Genomic DNA, 21218 nt, shown 5'->3' on the forward strand with positions numbered 1-21218 from the left:
GGCGGCCGCTCCGGTCAGGCGCCGTCCGCGGGTGCGGGTGCGGGTGCAGACGCGGACGGCGGTGCGAGAGCCTCGAGCACACCGCGCGCGAGCTTCTCCCCCATGCCGGGGACCGAGGCGATCTCCTCGACCGACGCGGCACGCAGCCGCTTGAGCGAGCCGAAGTGCTTGAGCAGCTTGGCCTTGCGCGCCGGACCGAGGCCGGGCACGCCGTCCAGCTCGGAGGCCGTCATCGCCGCCCCGCGACGCTTGCGGTGGTGCGCGAGCGCGAAGCGGTGCGCCTCGTCCCGCACGCGCTGCAGCAGGTAGAGGCCTTCCGAGCTGCGCTCGAGGATGACCGGGTAGTCCTCGCCCGGAAGCCACACCTCCTCGAGGCGCTTCGCGAGACCGCACAGCGCGACGTCGTCGATGCCGAGGTCGGCGAGCGCTCGGGCAGCCGCGGCGACCTGCGGCTGACCGCCGTCGACGACGACGAGGTTGGGCGGGTAGGCGAACCGCTTCGGGCGCCCGGTCTGCTCGTCGACGAGCGCGTCCACCTCCCCGGACCCGTGGTCGGCGAGCTCCCTGCGGTCGTCGTCGGTGAGGTCGAGCTCGAGGTCGGAGGACTCCGAACGGTCGGTGAGGTACCGCTTGAAACGCCGCGTGATCACCTCGTACATCGCGGCGGTGTCGTCTGCTGCTCCCTTGCCCTCGGGCCCGCGGATCGTGAACCGGCGATACTCCGGCTTGCGAGCGAGGCCGTCCTCGAAGACGACCATCGACGCCGTCTGGAACGTGCCCTGGGTGTTCGAGATGTCGTAGCACTCGATGCGCAGCGGAGCCGACTGCAGGTCGAGAGCCTCCTGGATCTCCTGGAGCGCGCGGCTGCGCGTCGTGAGGTCACCCGACCGGCGCGAGCGGTGCAGCGCGAGGGCCTGCTCAGCGTTCTTCCGCACGGTGTCGGCAAGCTCGCGCTTCTCGCCGCGCTGCGGCACGCGGATGTCGACCGCAGCACCTCGGATCCCCGAGAGCCAGGCGCGCACCTGGTCGAGGTCCTCCGGGAGCTCAGGGACGAGCACCTCTCGGGGCACGCTGCGACGGGCGTCCGCATCCGCCGTGTCGACGTCCCCGTAGACCTGCTGGAGGAGGTGCGTGACGAGCCCGGCGTCGGTCACGTCCTCGACCCGCTCGACGACCCAGCCGCGCTGACCGCGGATACGCCCGCCGCGGACGTGGAACACCTGGACGGCCGCCTCGAGCTCGTCACCGACGAGCCCGAAGATGTCAGCGTCCGTGCCGTCGGCGAGGACGACCGCGTTCTTCTCGAGCGCCCGCTCGAGCGCCTGGATCGCGTCGCGGTATCGCGCGGCCTGCTCGTACTGCATGTCCTGTGCTGCCTCGTTCATCTGCGCGGTCAGCGCACGGATGAACCGCGACGCGTCCCCGCTCATGAACGTGCAGAGATCCTCTGCGAGAGCGCGGTGCTCGTCGACGTCGATCCGCCCGACGCACGGCGCGGAGCACTTGTCGATGTACCCGAGCAGGCACGGTCGGCCCGACTGGGCCGCACGCCGGTAGACCCCGGCCGAGCAGGTCCGCACGGGAAAGACCCGCAGGAGGAGGTCGAGCGTCTCACGGATAGCCCACGCGTGCCCGAACGGCCCGAAGTACCGGGTACCCGGACGCTTGGCTCCGCGCATGACGAGCGCCCTCGGGACGTCCTCCCCCATCGTGACCGCGAGGTACGGGTAGGACTTGTCGTCGCGGTACTTGACGTTGAACCGCGGGTCGAACTCCTTGATCCAGGAGTACTCGAGCGCAAGCGCCTCGACCTCGGTGCGCACCACGGTCCACTGCACGCTCGCGGCCGTCGTGACCATCGTCGCCGTGCGCGGGTGCAACGCGCTGAGGTCCTGAAAGTAGTTCGCGAGCCGCGACCGCAGGTTGCGCGCCTTGCCGACGTAGATGACGCGACCGTGCTCGTCGCGGAACCGGTAGACCCCCGGGTCTGTCGGGACCTCGCCCGGCTTGGGTCGGTACGTCCTCGGGTCAGCCATGATGACGAGGGTAACCGCGCCCCCGGACGCCGCGGGTGGGGGCGCCGGTCACCCCAGCGCGCCCCTGGGCCGCCGTGCCGGAGGCACCGCCCGCTGAACGGACCACCACGTCAACGAGCACCGGCACGCTTCCGCGCGGTCGTCGAGGACTTCGTCGCCGCCTTGCCTGTGCTCGTGGTCGCGGCAGCCGCCGCCTTCTTCGGTGCAGGGGCGAGCGGCACGCCCTCGCCGAGCACCTCGGCGAGGAAGCGGCCCGTGTGGCTCGCCTCAACCTTCGCGACCGTCTCGGGCGTTCCCTGCGCGACGACCGTCCCGCCGCCGGACCCGCCCTCAGGGCCCATGTCGATGACCCAGTCCGCGTTCTTGATGACGTCGAGGTTGTGCTCGATCACGAGGACAGTGTTGCCCTTGTCGACGAGCGACTGAAGGACCGCGAGAAGCCGGCGGATGTCCTCGAAGTGGAGGCCCGTCGTCGGCTCGTCGAGCACGTAGACCGTGCGGCCCGACGACCGCTTCTGCAGCTCGCTCGCGAGCTTGACTCGCTGCGCCTCACCACCGGAGAGCGTCGGGGCGGGCTGGCCGAGCCGCACGTACCCGAGACCGACGTCGACGAGGGTCCGCAGGTGACGAGCGATGGCAGGGACGGCCGCGAAGAAGTCCGCGGCCTCCTCGATCGGCATGTTGAGGACGTCGGCCACGGTCTTGCCCTTGTAGTGCACCTCGAGGGTCTCGCGGTTGTACCGCGCACCCTGGCACACCTCGCACGGCACGTACACGTCCGGCAGGAAGTTCATCTCGATCTTGATCGTGCCGTCGCCGGAGCACGCCTCGCAGCGTCCACCCTTGACGTTGAACGAGAAGCGGCCGGGCGTGTAGCCGCGAACCTTCGCCTCGGTCGTCTGGGCGAAGAGCTTGCGGACGTGGTCCCACACGCCCGTGTACGTCGCGGGGTTGGACCGCGGTGTGCGGCCGATCGGCCCCTGGTCGACGTGCACGACCTTGTCGAGCTCCTCGAGACCCTCGACACGCCTGTGGTGACCCGGCACCTGCCGAGCGTTGTTGAGCTCGTTCGCGAGGACCGTGTAGAGGATCGAGTTGACGAGCGTCGACTTGCCGGAGCCCGACACGCCGGTGACGGCCGTGAACACCCCGAGCGGGAAGGACACGTCCACGTCCTGGAGATTGTTCTCCCGCGCGCCGACGACCTTGATCTGCCGGGACTTGTCCACACGGCGCCGGTGGTGCGGCATCGGGATCACCCGACGACCGGCGAGGTATGCGCCCGTGACCGACTCGGGCGCCTCGAGCAGGCCGGCATAGTCCCCCGTGTGGACGACCCGCCCACCGTGCTCCCCCGCTCCCGGGCCGATGTCGACGATCCAGTCGGCTGCACGGATCGTGTCTTCGTCGTGCTCGACGACGATGAGCGTGTTGCCGAGGTCGCGCAGGCGCGTGAGCGTCTCGATGAGGCGGCGGTTGTCCCGCTGGTGCAGGCCGATGCTCGGCTCGTCGAGGACGTACAGCACACCCACGAGCCCCGACCCGATCTGCGTCGCGAGGCGGATGCGCTGTGCCTCCCCACCTGAGAGCGTCCCGGCGGCACGCGACAGGGTGAGGTAGTCGAGGCCGACATCGAGCAGGAACCCGAGCCGCGCGTCGATCTCCTTGAGCACCTGGACGGCGATCTGACGCTCGCGGACCCCCAGCTCGAGGGCTTCCAGGAAGCCGCGCGCCTCACGCAGCGGCATCTCGCAGACCTCGGCGATCGACCGACCCCCGACCTTGACCGCGAGCACCTCGGGCTTGAGGCGTGTGCCGTGGCACTCGGGGCACGGCACCTCACGCATGTAGGACTCGTACTTCTCCTTGGACCAGTCCGACTCGGTCTCGGAGTGGCGCCGCTCGATGAAGGCGATCACACCCTCGAAGCCGGTCGAGTACTGCCGCTCGCGCCCCCAGCGGTTGCGGTACTTCACGTGCACCTCGTGGTTCTGCCCGTGAAGCACCGCATCGCGCGCTCGCTCCGGCAGGGCCCTCCACGGGGCGTCCATCGAGAACCCCATGTCGGAGGCGAGCGCCGTGAGCACGCGCTCGTAGTACTCGGACGACGTCTGCGACCACGGCGCGACCGCGCCCTCGCGGAGGGACTTCTCGTCGTCGGGCACGATGAGGTCCGGGTCCACCTCGAGCCGGACGCCGATACCCGTGCACTCGGGGCACGCACCGTACGGCGCGTTGAAGGAGAACGTCCGTGGCTCGACCTCCTCGAGCGTGAGGACGTGGTCGTTCGGGCACGCGCGATGCTCGGAGAAGCGCCGCTCACGATCCGGGTCGTCCACGTCGAGGTCCACCATGTCGACGACGAGCAGCCCACCGGCGAGCCCGAGCGCGGTCTCGACGGAGTCTGTCAGGCGCTGCCGCACGCCCTCGCGAGCGACCAGGCGGTCGACGACCACCTCGATCGTGTGCTTGAGCTTCTTCTCGAGCGTGGGCGGCGATGACAGCTGCACGATCTCACCGTCGACGCGCGCACGGGCGAACCCCTTGCCCTGAAGCTCGGCGAAGAGCTCGGCGTACTCGCCCTTGCGGCCGCGGACGACGGGGGCGAGGACCTGGTAGCGCGTCCCCTCGGGCAGTGCGAGCAGGCGGTCGACGATCTGCTGCGGCGTCTGCGACGCGACCCGCTCGCCGCACACGGGACAGTGCTGCGTGCCAGCACGCGCGAACAGGAGACGAAGGTAGTCGTAGACCTCGGTGATCGTGCCGACGGTCGACCGCGGGTTGCGGTTGGTCGACTTCTGGTCGATGGAGACCGCCGGCGACAGGCCCTCGATGAAGTCGACGTCGGGCTTGTCCATCTGCCCCAGGAACTGCCGCGCGTAGGCCGAGAGCGACTCGACGTAGCGCCGCTGCCCCTCGGCGAAGATCGTGTCGAAAGCGAGCGACGACTTTCCCGACCCCGAGAGGCCGGTGAAGACGATGAGCTTGTCCCTCGGCAGATCGAGGTCGACGCTGCGCAGGTTGTGCTCCCGGGCACCTTGCACCACAAGTCGTTCGTTCACCGGTCCATCCTAGGGGCAAGACGGCACACTTCGCACATGTGTTCGACGCCTCAGATGCGCGGCGCCGGGAGAAGCGAGACCATGAGCCCGTGTCGACACCTATCGCGGACTACGCAGCCCTCGGCGACGGCCGGACCGTCGCACTCGTGAGCCGCGAAGGTTCCGTCGACTGGCTCTGCCTGCCGGACCTCGACTCACCAGCGTGCTTCGCCGCGCTCCTCGGGACCCCCGAGAACGGGCGGTGGGCTCTCGGCGTCCGCGGGGCGACCCAGGTCTCACGGCGCTACGTCGGTGACTCGTTCGTGCTCGAGACGGAGTACCGGACCCCCACCGGGCGTGCGCGCGCCCTGGACTGGATGCCCACGCGAGACGGCCACGCCGACCTCTCCCGCAAGATCGAGGTGCTCGAGGGCGAGGTGACCCTCGTGCACGAGCTCGTCGTCCGGTTCGACTACGGCGCGGTCGAGCCCTGGGTCACGTCCGACGGGTCGGTGCTGCGCATCGTCGCGGGCCCCGACTCCCTCACCCTCCGCGCCGACCGCCTCCCGCACCAGCCCCACGCCCTCGGCCACCGCCACGCCGACGTCTTCACGCTGCGCGCCGGGGAGACGTTCAGCGCCACCTGCACCTGGACCCCGTCGTGGGAGCCAGTCCCGGCTGCGCTGCCCGGACGCAGCGCGGAAGCGACGTGCGTCGACTGGGAGCGATGGTCGTCGCGGCTCGTCGTCGCAGACCGCCACCGCGGGCCGGTCATGCGGTCCCTCCTCGTCCTTCGCCTGCTGACCCACTCGCTCACCGGCGGGATCGCGGCGGCCGCGACCACGTCTCTCCCAGAGCTCCCTGGGGGCGAGCGCAACTGGGACTACCGGTTCTGCTGGCTCCGCGACGCCGCGCTCGCTGTGACCGCGCTCGCGCGCGCCGGCGCGGTCGACGAAGCGAGCACCTGGCGCGACTGGCTCGTCCGCGCGCTCGCGGGCCGCCCCGCGGACCTGCAGATCATGTACGCGCTCGACGGGTCACGCAGCGACAAGCTGCTCGAGCGGACCCGCGACCACCTGCCCGGGTGGGAGGCGTCCAGCCCGGTCCGCACCGGCAACGGCGCCGTCGGGCAGGTTCAGCACGACGCACTGGGCGAGGTCCTCTGCGCCCTCGACGTCGCAGCGCACGCCGGCCTCCCGCGCAGCGCGACGTCGTGGGCCGTCGAGCGCGCGCTCGTCAACGACCTCGTCCACCGGTGGCGCCAGCCTGATCACGGCATCTGGGAGGTGCGCGGCCCCGTCCAGCACTTCGTGCAGTCGAAGGTGATGACGTGGGCCGCGTTCGACCGTGCCGTGCGCGCCGTCGAGGAGCACGGGCAGGACATGACAGGGCACGAGGACGACGTCGCGCTGTGGCGCCGCTGCCGCGCCGAGGTCCGGACCGAGGTGCTCACCCACGGCTGGTCCGACGACCTCGGGTCGTTCGTCCAGCACTACGGCGCCGACCACGTCGATGCGAGCCTGCTGTCGATCCTGCGTGTCGGGTTCCTTCCCCCGGACGATCCCCGTGCCGTGGGCACGGTCCGACGGGTCCAGCGCGACCTCTCCACAGCATCGGGTTTCGTGCGCCGCTATGCGACGGAACGGACCGACGACGGCCTCTCCGGCAGCGAGGCGACCTTCGTCGCGTGCACCTTCTGGCTCGTCGAAGCCCTGTGCGCGATCGGTGAGACCGACGAGGCCGAGGCGCTCTTCGAGCGTGCGCTCGAGGCGTGCAACGACGTCGGACTCCTCGCCGAGGAGTACGACCCCGTCGCCCGCGCGCAGCTCGGCAACACTCCGCAGGCCCTCTCCCACCTTGCGCTCGTCGGCGCGGCCCAAGCCCTGGACGCGGCTCACGAAGGACGCGCATGCTGAGCGACATGAGCCAGGCCGACACGCCACCCGACCGCGCGCACGTCGTCGTCGGAGGGGCCGCCCACGTCCGCACGTTCCTCGGCGGCACCGTGCGCAAGCTCGCCGTCGGCCCGATGGACAACAACGCCTATCTGATCACCTGCACGACGACCGGCGCGCAGGCCCTGATCGATCCCGCGGCTGACTCGGACGCCCTTCTCGCCCTCGTCCGAGCGGGCAACTCGTCCGCGCGTCTCGACGCGATCCTCGTGACGCACCGGCACCACGACCACGTCGGGGCGCTGTGGGACATGCACGCCGTCACGGGAGCTCCTGTCGCCGTGGGCGACGCAGACGCTGACGAGGTGGCTCGTGCTTGCGACGTCGCGGTCGCGCGGCGGCTGCGACACCTCGACACGATCGCGGTCGGTGCGCTCACGCTCGGGGCGGTCGAGCTGCGGGGCCACACGCCGGGGTCGACGGCGTTCGTGCTCGCTGCCCCTGACCTCCCGGTGCAGGTGTTCACCGGCGACTCGCTGTTCCCCGGCGGGATCGGCAAGACGACGTCCCCGGAGGACTTCCGCTCGCTCCTCGGTGACGTGCGGTCGCGACTGTTCGACCGGCTCGCCGACGACACCGTCGTGCGCCCCGGGCACGGGGACGACACAACCCTCGGGCACGAGCGTCCGCACCTTGCGCAGTGGGCGGCCCGCGGCTGGTGACGGGCAGCCCCGACGCGCGCAGGGGCGGTGGTCCCGTGCGGTGCGCCGCACGCTCCTGCTTGGATGGCCTCATGACTGTCTACGCCGTCGAGTACACGTACACCAACGACACCGAGACGAGGGACCGCGTCCGGCCGGAGCATCGCGCATACCTGCGCTCACGCCTCGAGTCCGGGGACCTGCTCGCGTCAGGCCCGTTCGCGGAGGGCGGCGCGCTCCTGCTGTTCTCGGCCTCGTCCCGGGGCTCCCTCGACGCGCTGCTCGCGGGCGACCCGTTCGCCGCGGCCGGTGTGATCGAGTCGACCGCCGTGCGCGAGTGGGACCCGGTCATCGGCCCCTGGGCGTCCTGAACCACGCGCGCCCGGCCACCGCGAGGGTGGCCGGGCGCGCGTCAGGCACCGCCGCCGTTCAGACCTGACCGGCAGCCTCGGCGGCCTCAGCAGCCTCGGCGAGCCTCCGGTCACGCTTGGACTTCCACAGGCTCGCGAACGTCACGACGACGAGGGTGCCGATGATCACGGTGAGCGACGTCGTGGTCGAGATCTCCGGCGCCCACGTGATGTGCTCACCGCCGTTGATGAACGGCAGCTCGTTGACGTGCATCGCGTGGAACACGAGCTTCACGCCGATGAACGCGAGGATGATGCCCAGACCCTGGGCGAGGTAGACGAGCCTGTCGAGCAGCCCGCCGATGAGGAAGTAGAGCTGGCGCAGGCCGAGCAGCGCGAGCGCGTTCGCCATGAACACGATGTACGGCTCCTGCGTGAGCCCGTAGATGGCCGGGATCGAGTCGAGCGCGAAGAGGATGTCGGTGAAGCCGATCGCGACCATGACGACGAGCATGGGGGTGATGAACCGCTTGCCGTCGATCTTCACGGTCAGGCGGTCCTCGTTGTAGTCGTCCGTGGTCGGGACGAAGCGCTTGAGGAGTGCGACGGCCTTGCCGCCGGGGACGGAGTGCTCCGACTCTTCCTCCGGCTTGACCTGCTTCCAGGCGGTCCAGAGCAGGATCGCACCGAACAGGTAGAAGACCCACGAGAACGCGTTGAGCGCTGCGGCGCCGAGGATGATGAACACGGTGCGCAGCACGAGCGCGATCACGACACCGACGAGAAGAACCTTCTGCTGGTAGGCGCGAGGCACCCTGAAGGACGTCATGATCATCAGGAAGACGAACAGGTTGTCGACCGAGAGGCTCTTCTCGGTGATGTACCCGGCGAAGAACTCACCGCCGTGCTCCGGCCCGATCACGATGAGGAAGACGATGCCGAACGCGACAGCGAGCGCGATGTAGACCGACGACCAGATTGCCGACTCACGGAACGTCGGCTCGTGCGGTGTCCGCACGTGGGCGTAGAAGTCGAAGATGACGAGGCCGAGGATGGCCGCAGCCGAGATCAGCCAGACAGACAAGTGGATATCAAGCACCGATGATCCTCCGGTACGCGTAGCGGTGTACCGGAGGTCTCTCCCGCCCGGACCGCGCTTCGCGCGGCGTGCTCGGACCGATGGCACCGGGCAGGCTACCGAGCCCACCGTGGTGACGACGCCACCGTGTCAGGGATACTCCCCTCCAACAACTCGCCCACTGTAATCCATGAGTGCGGGTCAGGCAGTGGCGCTTCTCATCTGGCGCAGCTCCTTCTTCAGTCCGCCGATCTCGTCGCGCAGGCGCGCGGCGAGCTCGAACTGCAGCTCGGCTGCAGCGGCGTGCATCTGGTCGGTGAGCTCCTGGATGAGACCTGCGAGGTCAGAAGCGGCCGCCACCGCGGGCCGGTCGCTTGGCGCAGCCGTGCCGGTCGGTACCGGCGTCTTGCCGCCGCGCGTGGGCTTGCGGTAGCCGCCAGCGAGGAGCTCCTGCGTGTCGAGGTCCTCCCGAGCGAGCATGTCTGTGACGTCCGCGATCTTCTTCCGCAGCGGGGTCGGATCGATCCCGTGCTCGGTGTTGTAGGCGATCTGCTTCGCGCGCCGACGCTCGGTCTCCTCGATCGCGAGCGCCATCGCCGGGGTGATCTTGTCGGCGTACATGTGGACCTGGCCGGACACGTTGCGCGCAGCGCGCCCGATCGTCTGGATGAGGGACTTGCCCGACCGGAGGAAGCCCTCCTTGTCGGCGTCGAGGATCGCGACGAGCGACACCTCAGGGAGGTCGAGCCCCTCCCTGAGGAGGTTGATGCCGACGAGGACGTCGTACACGCCGAGCCGGAGGTCTCGGAGCAGCTCGACCCGGGCGAGCGTGTCGACGTCGGAGTGCAGGTACCTCACGCGTACGCCCTTGTCGAGGAAGTAGTCCGTGAGGTCCTCGGCCATCTTCTTGGTCAGCGTCGTCACGAGGACGCGCTCGTCCTTCTCGACGCGCTGCCGGATCTCCTCGAGCAGGTCGTCGATCTGGCCCTTGGTCGGCTTGACGACGACCTCCGGGTCGATGAGGCCCGTCGGGCGGATGATCTGCTCGACGACGCCGTCGGACAGGCCGAGCTCGTAGTCGCCCGGAGTCGCCGAGAGGTAGACCGTCTGCCCGATGCGTTCCACGAACTCCTCCCACCGCAGGGGCCGGTTGTCCATCGCGCTCGGGAGCCGGAAGCCGTAGTCGACGAGGTTCCGCTTCCGCGACATGTCTCCCTCGTACATCGCGCCGATCTGCGGGACGGTCACGTGCGACTCGTCGATCACGAGGAGGAAGTCGTCGGGGAAGTAGTCGAGGAGGGTGTTCGGCGCGGACCCCGCCTCGCGTCCGTCGATGTGCCGCGAGTAGTTCTCGATCCCCGAGCACGACCCGATCTGCCGCATCATCTCGATGTCGTATGTCGTCCGCATGCGCAACCGCTGGGCTTCGAGGAGCTTGTTCTGCCCCTCGAGCTGGGCGAGCCGTTCCGCGAGCTCCGCCTCGATCGAGGCGATCGCCCGCTCCATGCGCTCGGGCCCGGCGACGTAGTGCGTCGCCGGGAAGATGTGGATGCTCGGCTCTGACCGCACGACCTCGCCCGTGAGCGGGTGCAGCGTGTGGATCGCCTCGATCTCGTCACCGAAGAACTCGATGCGGATCGCGAGCTCCTCGTAGACCGGGATGATCTCGACCGTGTCGCCGCGGACCCGGAACGTGCCACGCGTGAACGCCATGTCGTTGCGCGTGTACTGCATCCCCACGAACTGCCTGAGCAGGTCGTCACGGTTGATCATCTGGCCGACGTCGAGCCGCTGCATGCGGTCGACGTACTCCTGCGGCGTGCCGAGGCCGTAGATGCAGGAGACCGACGACACGACCACGACGTCACGACGCGTGAGCAGGCTGCTCGTCGCCGAGTGACGCAGACGCTCGACCTCGTCGTTGATCGACGAGTCCTTCTCGATGAAGGTGTCCGTCTGCGCGATGTATGCCTCGGGCTGGTAGTAGTCGTAGTACGAGACGAAGTACTCGACCGCGTTGTTGGGCAAGAGTTCGCGAAACTCGGTCGCGAGCTGGGCGGCGAGAGTCTTGTTCGGCGCCATGACGAGGGTCGGGCGCTGCACCTGCTCGATGAGCCAGGCGGTCGTCGCGCTCTTCCCCGTCCCGGTCGCTCCGAGGAGGACGATGTCCTTCTCCCCCGCGCGCAGGCGCGCCGTCAGGTCCGCGATCGCGGCGGGCTGATCACCGGAGGGCGTGTACTCCGAGATGACCTCGAACGGTGCGACGGTTCTCTGGAGATCGGTGACTGGACGCATGCGTCCACGATAGGCCGCCCCTCTGACACGGGCGCACCGGCGACGTGGGTCAGCCCCGCTCCTCGGCCAGCTCGGCCTGCAGGCGGGCCCACAGCTCGTCGACCTGCGCACGCAGGTCGTCGACCGAGCCAGCGCCGTCGATCAGGACGTCGGCCGCCGCGGCACGCTCCTCGTCGGTCGCCTGCGCGGCGATGCGACGCCGCGCGTCGGGCAGTGAGCTCCCTCGCTCCTCCACGAGGCGGCGGATCCTCAGGTCCGCCGGAGCGTGCACGACCACCACGATGTGATGAGCCTCCGCCTGCCCCGTCTCCACGAGCAGCGGGATGTCGTGCACGACGAGCGCGTCGCCGTCGGCCGCGACCGCCATGGCCTCACGTTCCGCGGAGACACGGGCGATCTCCGGGTGGAGCAGCGCCCCCAGGTCGGCGCGGGCCTGGAGGTCGTTGAAGACGATGTGCCCCAGCGCTGCACGGTCGAGCGACCCGTCCGGTGCGAGCACCCCTTCGCCGAAACGCTCCACGACACGGTCGAGCCCGAGCGTCCCGGGCGCGACAACCTCGCGTGCGATCTCGTCGTGGTCGATGACGACCGCGCCGCGCTCGCGCAGCATCGCGGCGACGGTCGACTTTCCTGCGGCGATCCCGCCCGTGAGCCCGATGCGAAGCATGTGCCTCATCCTGCCCCCGTACCGGGGCGGCGGCAATCGGACCGGTCGCCGACCAGCCGGTCTAGGCTCGGTGCCCTGGGTGCGGAGCGCACGCGCCCCGCCGTGCACGGACCAGGAGGACGCATGACGATGTCAGGCATGGCGAGCATGGCCGGAGCCGGAGGCGGGCCTGCCGGGCTCCGCTCCTTCCGGCAGGACCCGAGCGTGCGGGGCCACCGGCTCAGCCGTGGCACGACCCGCCGCGTCCTGTCGTTCGCGACGCCGTACCGCCGCACCCTGACGGTGTTCCTCCTCCTGATCGCGGTCGACGCAGCGATCGGCGCCGCCGTCCCCATGCTGTTCCGCGCGATCATCGACGACGGGATCGCCTCAGGGCGTCGAGGACTCGTTCTCGGCCTCGCGGGAGCCGTCGCGGTGCTCGCGCTCGCCCAGGGCGCGCTCGCGCTCGGCCAGCGCTGGTGCTCGGCCCGCGTCGGCGAGGGTCTCATCCTCGACCTGCGCTCTGCCGTCTTCGACCACGTGCAGCGGATGCCGCTCGCGTTCTTCTCCCGCACGAGGACCGGCTCGCTCGTCCAGCGGCTCAACGGCGACGTGCTCGGCGCGCAGCAGGCGTTCACGTCGACGCTGTCCAACGTCTTCTCGAACGCTCTGACGATCGTCTTCGTCCTCGCCGCGATGCTCTCGATGTCCTGGCAGCTCACCCTCGTCGCACTCACGCTCCTGCCAGCGTTCGTCCTCCCCGCGCGCTGGATCGGACCGCGCCTCGCCCGGATCACCCGGGAGAGCTACGCGATCAACGCGGACACCGCACAAATCATGAACGAGCGCTTCAACGTGGCGGGTGCCCAGCTCGCCAAGTCCTACGGTCGTCCCGACGAGGAGTCGCGCACGTACGCGGCGGCTGCAGCTCGCGTGCGGGACATCGGGGTGCGCCAAGCGATGTACGCGACGGTCTTCCGCGTCACGCTCACGACGGTCGCGGCCGTCGCAGTCGCGGTCGTGTACGCCCTCGGCGGGCTCGCGTCGATCCGGGGCGAGCTGAGCGTCGGCGTCGTCGTCGCGCTGACCGCCTACCTCGGCCGCCTCTACGGCCCTCTCACCGCGATCTCCAACGCCCAGGTCGACGTCATGACCGCGCTCGTGAGCTTTGAGCGTGTCTTCGAGGTCCTCGACCTCGAGCCGACGGTCCGCGACGCCGACGACGCGACAGACCTCGCCGAGCTCGTCGCGCGCCGCGGCGCGAGCGTCGAGCTCGATCACGTGACGTTCAGCTACCCCGCGGCGCGCGACGTGTCTCTCGCCTCTCTCGAGTCGGTCGCGACGCTCGACGACAGCGAGCCCGGGGACACGCTCGTCGACGTCTCGTTGTCGGTGCCCGCCGGGGCGACGGTCGCCCTCGTCGGCCCGTCGGGTGCAGGCAAGACGACGATCGGGCACCTTCTCGCGCGCTTCTACGACCCCACGTCCGGGGCCGTGCGCATCGCGGGCCAGGACCTGCGGGGAGTCACGCAGCAGTCGGTGCACGACGTCGTCGGGTCCGTCCCGCAGGACGCGCACCTCTTCCACGACACGGTCGCAGGCAACCTGCGCTACGGACGGCCTGATGCGACCGACGAGCAGATCGTCGAGGCGTTGCGGGCAGCCCGGATCCTCGACCTCGTCGAGAGCCTGCCCGACGGCCTCCACACCGTCGTGGGGGACCGTGGCTACCGTCTCTCCGGCGGCGAGCGCCAACGGCTCGCGATCGCGCGCCTGCTGCTCAAGGCGCCGCCCGTCGTCGTGCTCGACGAGGCGACGGCGCACCTCGACTCCGAGTCGGAGGCTGCGGTGCAGGCGGCCCTCGACGCCGCGCTCGTCGGCCGCACGTCCATCGTCATCGCCCACCGACTGTCGACCGTGCGGGACGCCGACCTGATCGTCGTCCTCGAAGCCGGGCGCGTCGTCGCGCAGGGCACGCACGAAGAGCTGCTCGTCGAGGGCGGGCTCTACGCGGAGCTCTACCGCCGCCAGTTCTCCGAGGACTAGCCGCAGCCGCCCGCAACCGCCGCGCCGTCCAGGTGCGTGCTGCCGCGACTCGACCACCCGCGCGAGGCACGTGCAGTCGCGACTCTCGTCCCAGGTCAGAGCCAGGGCTCAGGTACGCCGAAGGCCGGCCACCGCGTGCGGTGACCGGCCTTCGGACCGTTGCGCCTGACGGCGCCGGGATCAGTTGCCCGTGAGCTTCTCGCGCAGAGCGGCGAGAGCCTCGTCGGACGCCAGCGTGCCCGCGACCTCCTCCTGGACCGGGGTCGAGGAGTAGGTGGACGGAGCCGAGCCGCCGGACTCGCCCGAGGTAGCCGCGTCGGAGTCCGCCTTGAGAGCCTCGGCGACCTGCTTGCGGTGCGCCTCCCAGCGAGCGTGGGCCTTGGCGTACTGCGCCTCCCACTCCTCACGCTGCGACTCGTAGCCCTCGAGCCACTCGTTCGTCTCCGGGTCGAACCCGTCCGGGTACTTGTAGTTCCCGGCCTCGTCGTAGTCCGCAGCCATGCCGTAGAGCGCGGGGTCGAAGTCCTCGGACTCCGGGTCCACACCCTCGTTGGCCTGCTTCAGCGACAGCGAGATACGGCGACGCTCGAGGTCGATGTCGATGACCTTGACGAAGACGTCGTCGCCCACGTTGACAACCTGCTCAGGCAGGTCGACGTGACGGACAGCGAGCTCGGAGATGTGCACGAGGCCCTCGATGCCGTCCTCGACGCGCACGAACGCGCCGAACGGGACGAGCTTCGTGACCTTGCCCGGCACGACCTGGCCGATGGCGTGCGTGCGGGCGAAGGCCTGCCACGGGTCCTCCTGCGTCGCCTTCAGCGACAGGGAGACACGCTCACGGTCGAAGTCGACGTCGAGAACCTCGACGGTGACCTCCTGGCCGACCTCGACAACCTCGGACGGGTGGTCGATGTGCTTCCAGGACAGCTCCGAGACGTGGACGAGACCGTCGACACCGCCGAGGTCCACGAACGCACCGAAGTTGACGATCGAGGAGACGACACCGGGGCGGACCTGGCCCTTCTGCAGCGTCTGCAGGAAGGTGGAACGAACCTCGGACTGCGTCTGCTCGAGCCAGGCACGGCGCGACAGGACGACGTTGTTGCGGTTCTTGTCGAGCTCGATGATCTTGGCCTCGATCTCCTTGCCGACGTACGGCTGGAGGTCGCGGACTCGACGCATCTCCACGAGGGACGCGGGCAGGAAGCCACGCAGACCGATGTCGAGGATGAGGCCACCCTTGACGACCTCGATGACGGTGCCGGTGACGACGCCGTCCTCCTCCTTGACCTTCTCGATCGTGCCCCAGGCGCGCTCGTACTGGGCGCGCTTCTTCGACAGGATCAGGCGACCTTCCTTGTCCTCCTTCTGGAGAACCAGGGCCTCGACCGCGTCGCCCACCTTGACGACCTCACCCGGGTCGACGTCGTGCTTGATGGAGAGCTCGCGGGAGGGGATGACGCCCTCGGTCTTGTAGCCGATGTCGAGAAGAACCTCGTCACGGTCGACCTTGACGATGGTGCCCTCGACGATGTCACCGTCATTGAAGTACTTGATGGTGGCGTCGATGGCGGCGAGGAAGTCCTCTTCGGTGCCGATGTCGTTGATCGCGACCTGCGGCGTGGACTTCGAGGGGGTAGAGATGGTCATTGAGTCAGTTGCTCCGATGCGGACAGGAAGTAGTTCGAACAGGAAGGCTTGCAGGCAGGACACGGGCTGGGCCGCACCGCCGGGTGCCGCTCGGTCACGACCTGTTCGGTCCTGACGCCACGACACACCGCGTTCACCCTATCCGATGCGCAGAGCGGGGGCAAAGAAGATCTCCCGGCCGGGACCGTGGGTCCCGCCCGGGAGATCTGGACGGTCGTGCGACGCGTCAGGCCAGCGCGCGAGCCGTGCGCAGCAGGTCAGCGGGGACCGCCTTGACCTTGCCGGCGACCTCGGGCAGCGGCACGAGGACGATCTCCTCGCCGCGGAGCGCGGTCATGACGTTCGACTCGCCACGGGTGATCGCGTCGACCGCAGCCACCCCGAAGCGCGAGCCGAGGATGCGGTCCGTCGTCGTCGGGCTGCCGCCGCGCTGGACGTGCCCGAGGACCGTGAGGCGTGTGTCGAACCCCGTGCGCGCCTGGATCTCGGCCGCGACGCGCTCGCCGATGGCACCGGCGACGATCTCGCCGTACTTGCCGAGCTGGACCTCGTACTCCATCGAGCTCCCGGGGACCGCGTGCGCGCCCTCCGCGACGACGACGATCGAGAAGCTCGCGTGCGCCTTGTGGCGGTGCTTGAGGAACTTGATGATCTTGTCCATGTCGAACGGCTCTTCAGGCGCGAGGACGATCTCGGCACCACCGGCGATGCCGGCATTGACCGCGATCCACCCCGCGTGACGCCCCATGACCTCGATGACCATGACGCGGTTGTGGGACTCGGCCGTCGTGTGGATGCGGTCGATCGCCTCCGCCGCGATGGTCACCGCGGTGTTGTACCCGATCGACAGGTCCGTGCCAGCGACGTCGTTGTCGATCGTCTTCGGGATGGCGACGATCTTGACGCCCGCGTCGGCGACGCGGCTCGCAGCGTGGAGCGTGCCGTCACCACCGATGCAGATGAGAGCCTCGATGCGCTCCGCCTCGAGCGTCGCGAGCACGGCCTCCATCGAGCCGTCCTCCTCCCGCGGGTGGAACCGCGCGGTGCCGAGAAGGGTCCCGCCGACAGGCAGGACGTTACGGATGTGCTGCCGCTCGAGGGGCAGGACGTCGCCGTCGACGACGCCCTTCCAGCCGTTGCGGAAGCCGATGATCGAATGGCCGTACTCCCCCAGGCCCTGCTTGACGACCGCACGGATCGCCGCGTTGAGCCCCGGGCAGTCCCCACCGCCGGTGAGAAGACCGATTCGCATGCCTACACTCCCTCGTCGTCAGTTGTCGTCGGTCCACCGGTGTGTGACAGACGTCTCCGCCTGCATCCTGACCGACAAACCTCGACGAGCCTACCGACCGTCCACGCTCCGGTCTCAGCCGTTGGTCCCGCCCGGCGTGCGGTCCTGCACCTCCAGGCACGGCGGGCCGCCCGGCACAATGGGTCCGTGGACCTTCGACGCGCCGGTTACGCCCCCATCCCTGACGACGCACCCCACCGCGCGGGCCGCTCGTGGTGGGACGAGAACGCCGCCGAGTATCTCGCAGAGCACGGCGACTTCCTGGGCGACGACGACTTCTGCTGGTGTCCCGAGGGTCTGCGCGAGGCCGACGCCCACCTCCTCGGGGACGTCTCGGGCGCCCGCGTCCTCGAGCTCGGTGCGGGAGCGGCCCAGTGCTCGCGGTGGCTCGCCGACCAGGGGGCGGACGTCGTCGCGACGGACATCAGCGCGGGCATGCTGACGGCGCGCTCGTCCGGCAGCGCCGGACGCCTGAACCGGGCGCAGGCGGACGCCCGCCGCCTCCCCTTCGCAGACGCGTCGTTCGACACCGTATTCACGGCCTACGGCGCGATCCCGTTCATCGCGGACTCCGAGCGCGTCCACAGGGAGGTCGCACGTGTGCTGCGCCCGTCGGGGCGGTGGGTGTTCTCGGTGACGCACCCGATCCGGTGGGCGTTCCCCGACGACCCGTCCGAGCGAGGCCTGACGGCAGACCGCTCCTACTTCGACCGGACGCCCTACGCCGAGCGCGACGAGGCGGGCCGCCTCACCTACGCGGAGTTCCACCGGACGATCGGCGACCACGTGCGCGACGTCGTGGGCGCCGGGCTCACCCTGCTCGACGTGGTGGAGCCTGAGTGGCCCGAGGGCCACGACAGGACGTGGGGCGGGTGGAGCGCGCTGCGCGGGCGCCTGATCCCCGGGACGGCGATCTTCGTGTGCGAGCGCCGCTGACCGTGGACCCCGCCGGGCTCAGTGCCCGGCGTCGTGCCAGGTCTGCCCGCGCCCGACAGACACCTCGAGCGGGACGGACAGGTCCGCTGCTCCTGCCATCTGGGTGCGCAGCAGGTCCTCGACCGTCGCGAGCTCGCCGGGAGCGACCTCGAGCACGAGCTCGTCGTGCACCTGCAAGAGCATGCGCGACCCGAGACCCTGGGCGTCGAGCTCGCGCTGCACGCCGAGCATCGCATCCTTGATGATGTCCGCCGCCGAGCCTTGGATCGGCGAGTTGAGTGCGACCCGCTCTGCGATCTCGCGACGCTGCCTGTTGTCGCTCGTGAGGTCCGGTAGGTACCGACGGCGGCCACGGATCGTCTCCGTGAAGCCTGTCGCCCGCGCCTCCTCGACGACCTCGTGGAGGTACGTCCGCACACCGCCGAAGCGCGTGAAGTAGTCGTCCATGAGCGCCTGGGCCTCGCCCACCGCGATGTTGAGCTGCTTCGAGAGGCCGAACGCCGAGAGCCCGTACGCGAGGCCGTAGCTCATCGCCTTGATCTTCGATCGCTGCGCCGCCGTGACGTCGGTCGTCGCGACACCGAACACGCGTGACGCGACGTAGCTGTGCAGGTCCTCGCCCGAGCGGAACGCGTCGATCAGGCCTTCGTCGCCCGACAGGTGCGCCATGATCCGCATCTCGATCTGGCTGTAGTCCGCCGTCAGCAGCGTCTCGTAGCCCTGACCGACGCGGAACGCCTGCCGGATCCGGCGCCCCGCCGCAGTGCGGATCGGGATGTTCTGGAGGTTCGGGTCCGCCGAGCTGAGCCGGCCGGTCGCGGCGACGGTCTGCTGGAAGGTCGTGTGGATCCGGCCGTCGCTCGCGACGTACCGCAGGAGCGTGTCGACCGTCTGGCGCAGCTTCGTGACGTCACGGTGCACGAGGAGGTGCTCGAGGAACGGGTGCTGCGTCTTGGCGAACAGGTCCGCGAGGGACGCTGCGTCTGTCGTGTAGCCGGTCTTGATCTTCTTGGTGCGCGGCATGTCCAGCTGATCGAACAGGACCTCCTGGAGCTGCTTCGGCGATCCCAGGTTCACCTCGCGGCCGATGACCTGGTACGCGTCCTGCGCAGCCGCCTGGACCTGCTGGCCGAACTCGCGCTCGAGCTCACGGAGCATCTCGACGTCGACGGCGACACCGCGCGCTTCCATCCCCTCGAGGACACCGGCGAGCGGCAGCTCGAGGCTGGTCAGCAGCTCGTACGCCCCCCGGTCCTTGAGGTCGCTCTCGAGCGCGGCTGCGAGCGGAGGCAGGACGGCGGCGCGTTCGGCGAGGTCCGCGGCAGCGCCCGCCTCACCCTCGAGGTCGAGCTCCAGGGCGCCCTGACCGCTGGCGGACCCGTCGGTGCTGATCTCACGGTGCAGGCTGCGCACAGCGAGGTCCTCGAGGTCGTAGCTGCGCTGGTCGGGGTGACACAGGTATGCGGCGAGCTCCGTGTCGATCGTGACGCCTCGCAGCGAGTATCCGCGGCCGCGCAGCGCGTGAGCGCGCGCCTTCCCACCGTGCACGACGACCGGAGCGTCCGGGTCGGCGAGCCACGCGGCGAGGGCCTTGTCGTCGGCAGGGTCGAGCTGCGTGAGGTCGAGCACGATCGCGTGGCCCTCCGCGTCACCGAGCGCCACCATGTCGGCGTCGCCGGCGCCGGGGGCGAACTGCCCGCGGACCTCGAGGCCGAGCGGCTGACCACGGCGCGCCGCGATCCAGCTCCCGAGCGCCCCGGGCACGAGGACGTCGATCTCGACGACCGACGCGTCTGCGGCGTCGGACTCACGGTCCTCGGCTGGCATCATCGCGAGAAGGCGGTCGCGCAGCGTGCGGAACTGGAGCGTGTCGAAGACCTGGTGCAGAGCCTCCCGGTCCCACGGCTGGACGATGAGGTCCTCGGGGCCATAAGGGAGGTCGAGGTCGGTGAGGAGGTGGTTGATCTCCCGGTTCAGCCGGACCTGGTCGAGGTGGTCCCGGAGGTTCTGGCCGGCGACCCCGCTGATCTCGTCGGCGTGCGCGAGCACCCCGTCGAGGTCGCCGTACTGTGCGATCCACTTGGCTGCGGTCTTCGGCCCGACCTTGGGCACACCCGGGATGTTGTCGGCGGACTCGCCGACGAGCGCGGCGAGGTCGGGGTAACGCTCGGGAGTGACCCCGTACTTGGCCTCGACGGCCTCGGGGGTCATGCGCGCGAGCTCGGAGACGCCCTTGACCGGGTACAGCACCGTGACGTCCTGCGTCACGAACTGCAGCGAGTCTCGGTCGCCCGAGCAGACGAGCACCTGCCAGCCCTGCGCACCCGCCTGGCTCGACCAGGTCGCGAGGATGTCGTCCGCCTCGATCATGTCGCGCTCGAAGTGGGTGATGCGCATCGCGTCGAGCACCTCGCGGATGAGCGGCACCTGCCCCTTGAACGGCTCCGGCGTCGACTCCCGACCCCCCTTGTAGTCAGGGAACCGCTCCGTGCGAAACGTCGTCGAACCCGCGTCGAACGCGACCGCGACGTGCGTCGGCTGCTCGTTCTTGATGAGGTTCGCGAGCATCGACACGAAGCCGTGCACGGCGTTCGTGTGCTGCCCGGTCGACGTCGAGAACTTGTCGACAGGAAGGGCGAAGTACGCCCGGAAGGCCATCGAGTGGCCGTCGATCAGGAGAAGGCGGGGTCGCGCGTCGTCACTCACACCTGACAACCTATCTTCCATGACTGACACGCCGCCGCTCGACGCCACGCCCTCCCCCAGCGCCCATGCGGAGATCCTCGCCGCGATCAAGGACCTCGAGGTGGGCACGCTCATCGAACGGATGCGCATCGAGGTCACGGAGCTGAGCGCGGAGCGCGTCGTCGCGACGATGCCTGTCGAGGGAAACACGCAGCCGGCGGGCCTCCTCCACGGCGGGGCAACCGCAGCGCTCGCGGAGACCGTCGGCTCGTACGGGGCGCTCGTGCATGCCGGCCAGGGTCGCTCGGCGGTCGGGCTCGAGCTGAGCGTCTCGCACCACCGCAGCGCGAGGGAAGGCACGGTCACCGCGGTCGCGACCGCGCTCCACCTCGGGCGGACGCTCGCGTCCTACGAGATCGTCGTGACCGACGACGGCGGACGACGTCTGTGCACTGCTCGGCTGACGTGCATGGTCATCGCCGAGCGCTGAGGCGCGGTGCGGGCGAGGCCAGAGCGTCTGTCAGCGCGGGACATCGCGGCCAAGCGCACCGAGGGGACGAGGCGT

At 69.9% G+C, this 21218-nt stretch carries 14 protein-coding genes; 6 read left to right on the forward strand and 8 right to left on the reverse strand.

What is annotated here, in order from left to right; all coding sequences use genetic code 11:
- Positions 1–14: 14 nt before the first annotated feature.
- Together uvrC and uvrA are read right to left on the reverse strand one after the other, a co-directional pair.
- Positions 15–2036 carry an excinuclease ABC subunit UvrC gene (gene uvrC, locus HF995_RS09140; RefSeq protein WP_168447458.1) on the reverse strand — a complete coding sequence of 674 codons (2022 nt, stop codon included), beginning with the start codon at positions 2034–2036 and terminating at the stop codon, positions 15–17.
- A gap of 110 nt (positions 2037–2146) precedes the next feature.
- Complete coding sequence (gene uvrA, locus HF995_RS09145) at positions 2147–5098, reverse strand: excinuclease ABC subunit UvrA (protein WP_168447459.1); 2952 nt, start codon at positions 5096–5098, stop codon at positions 2147–2149.
- 89 nt (positions 5099–5187) lie between these two features.
- On the opposite strand from uvrA, the gene HF995_RS09150 reads away from it, so the two are divergent.
- From HF995_RS09150 to HF995_RS09160, 3 genes are all read left to right on the forward strand, one after another.
- Positions 5188–6993, forward strand: a complete 1806-nt coding sequence (locus HF995_RS09150) for a glycoside hydrolase family 15 protein (protein ID WP_168447460.1) — start codon at positions 5188–5190, stop codon at positions 6991–6993.
- Positions 6994–6998: 5 nt separating this feature from the next.
- Complete coding sequence (locus HF995_RS09155) at positions 6999–7694, forward strand: MBL fold metallo-hydrolase (RefSeq protein WP_210727278.1); 696 nt, start codon at positions 6999–7001, stop codon at positions 7692–7694.
- 71 nt (positions 7695–7765) lie between these two features.
- Positions 7766–8044 carry a YciI family protein gene (locus HF995_RS09160; RefSeq protein WP_168447462.1) on the forward strand — a complete coding sequence of 93 codons (279 nt, stop codon included), beginning with the start codon at positions 7766–7768 and terminating at the stop codon, positions 8042–8044.
- 58 nt (positions 8045–8102) lie between these two features.
- Here HF995_RS09160 and HF995_RS09165 read toward each other — a convergent pair whose 3' ends face one another.
- The 3 genes from HF995_RS09165 to coaE all read right to left on the reverse strand — a co-directional run bounded on the left by HF995_RS09165 (position 8103) and on the right by coaE (position 12063).
- Complete coding sequence (locus HF995_RS09165) at positions 8103–9122, reverse strand: TerC family protein (RefSeq protein WP_350308817.1); 1020 nt, start codon at positions 9120–9122, stop codon at positions 8103–8105.
- A gap of 180 nt (positions 9123–9302) precedes the next feature.
- Positions 9303–11396 carry an excinuclease ABC subunit UvrB gene (gene uvrB / locus HF995_RS09170; protein WP_168447463.1) on the reverse strand — a complete coding sequence of 698 codons (2094 nt, stop codon included), beginning with the start codon at positions 11394–11396 and terminating at the stop codon, positions 9303–9305.
- Positions 11397–11445: 49 nt separating this feature from the next.
- Positions 11446–12063: a dephospho-CoA kinase gene (coaE, locus tag HF995_RS09175; RefSeq protein ID WP_168447464.1), complete on the reverse strand. Its 618-nt coding sequence runs from the start codon at positions 12061–12063 to the stop codon at positions 11446–11448.
- Between the two features lie 123 nt (positions 12064–12186).
- Here coaE and HF995_RS09180 point away from each other — a divergent pair, with 123 nt between their 5' ends.
- A complete protein-coding gene (locus HF995_RS09180; protein WP_286189422.1) occupies positions 12187–14088 on the forward strand; it encodes an ABC transporter ATP-binding protein in 1902 nt (633 codons plus the stop codon).
- A gap of 180 nt (positions 14089–14268) precedes the next feature.
- Here the strand turns inward: HF995_RS09180 and rpsA are convergent, their stop codons facing one another.
- Entirely contained in the window at positions 14269–15741 is a 1473-nt protein-coding gene (rpsA, locus tag HF995_RS09185; protein WP_168447465.1) for a 30S ribosomal protein S1, read from the reverse strand.
- Between the two features lie 226 nt (positions 15742–15967).
- Entirely contained in the window at positions 15968–16993 is a 1026-nt protein-coding gene (locus tag HF995_RS09190) for a 6-phosphofructokinase (protein ID WP_168447466.1), read from the reverse strand.
- Between the two features lie 186 nt (positions 16994–17179).
- On the opposite strand from HF995_RS09190, the gene HF995_RS09195 reads away from it, so the two are divergent.
- Entirely contained in the window at positions 17180–17968 is a 789-nt protein-coding gene (locus HF995_RS09195; RefSeq protein WP_350308818.1) for a class I SAM-dependent methyltransferase, read from the forward strand.
- Positions 17969–17986: 18 nt separating this feature from the next.
- Here the strand turns inward: HF995_RS09195 and polA are convergent, their stop codons facing one another.
- Positions 17987–20695, reverse strand: a complete 2709-nt coding sequence (polA, locus tag HF995_RS09200) for a DNA polymerase I (RefSeq protein WP_168447468.1) — start codon at positions 20693–20695, stop codon at positions 17987–17989.
- Here polA and HF995_RS09205 point away from each other — a divergent pair.
- Positions 20694–21143 carry a PaaI family thioesterase gene (locus HF995_RS09205; RefSeq protein ID WP_168447469.1) on the forward strand — a complete coding sequence of 150 codons (450 nt, stop codon included), beginning with the start codon at positions 20694–20696 and terminating at the stop codon, positions 21141–21143. The genes polA and HF995_RS09205 overlap by 2 nt on opposite strands.
- Positions 21144–21218: the final 75 nt, after the last annotated feature.

Origin of the sequence: Sanguibacter hominis ATCC BAA-789, assembly GCF_012396185.1 — a bacterium.
Taxonomy (GTDB): domain Bacteria; phylum Actinomycetota; class Actinomycetes; order Actinomycetales; family Cellulomonadaceae; genus Flavimobilis; species Flavimobilis hominis.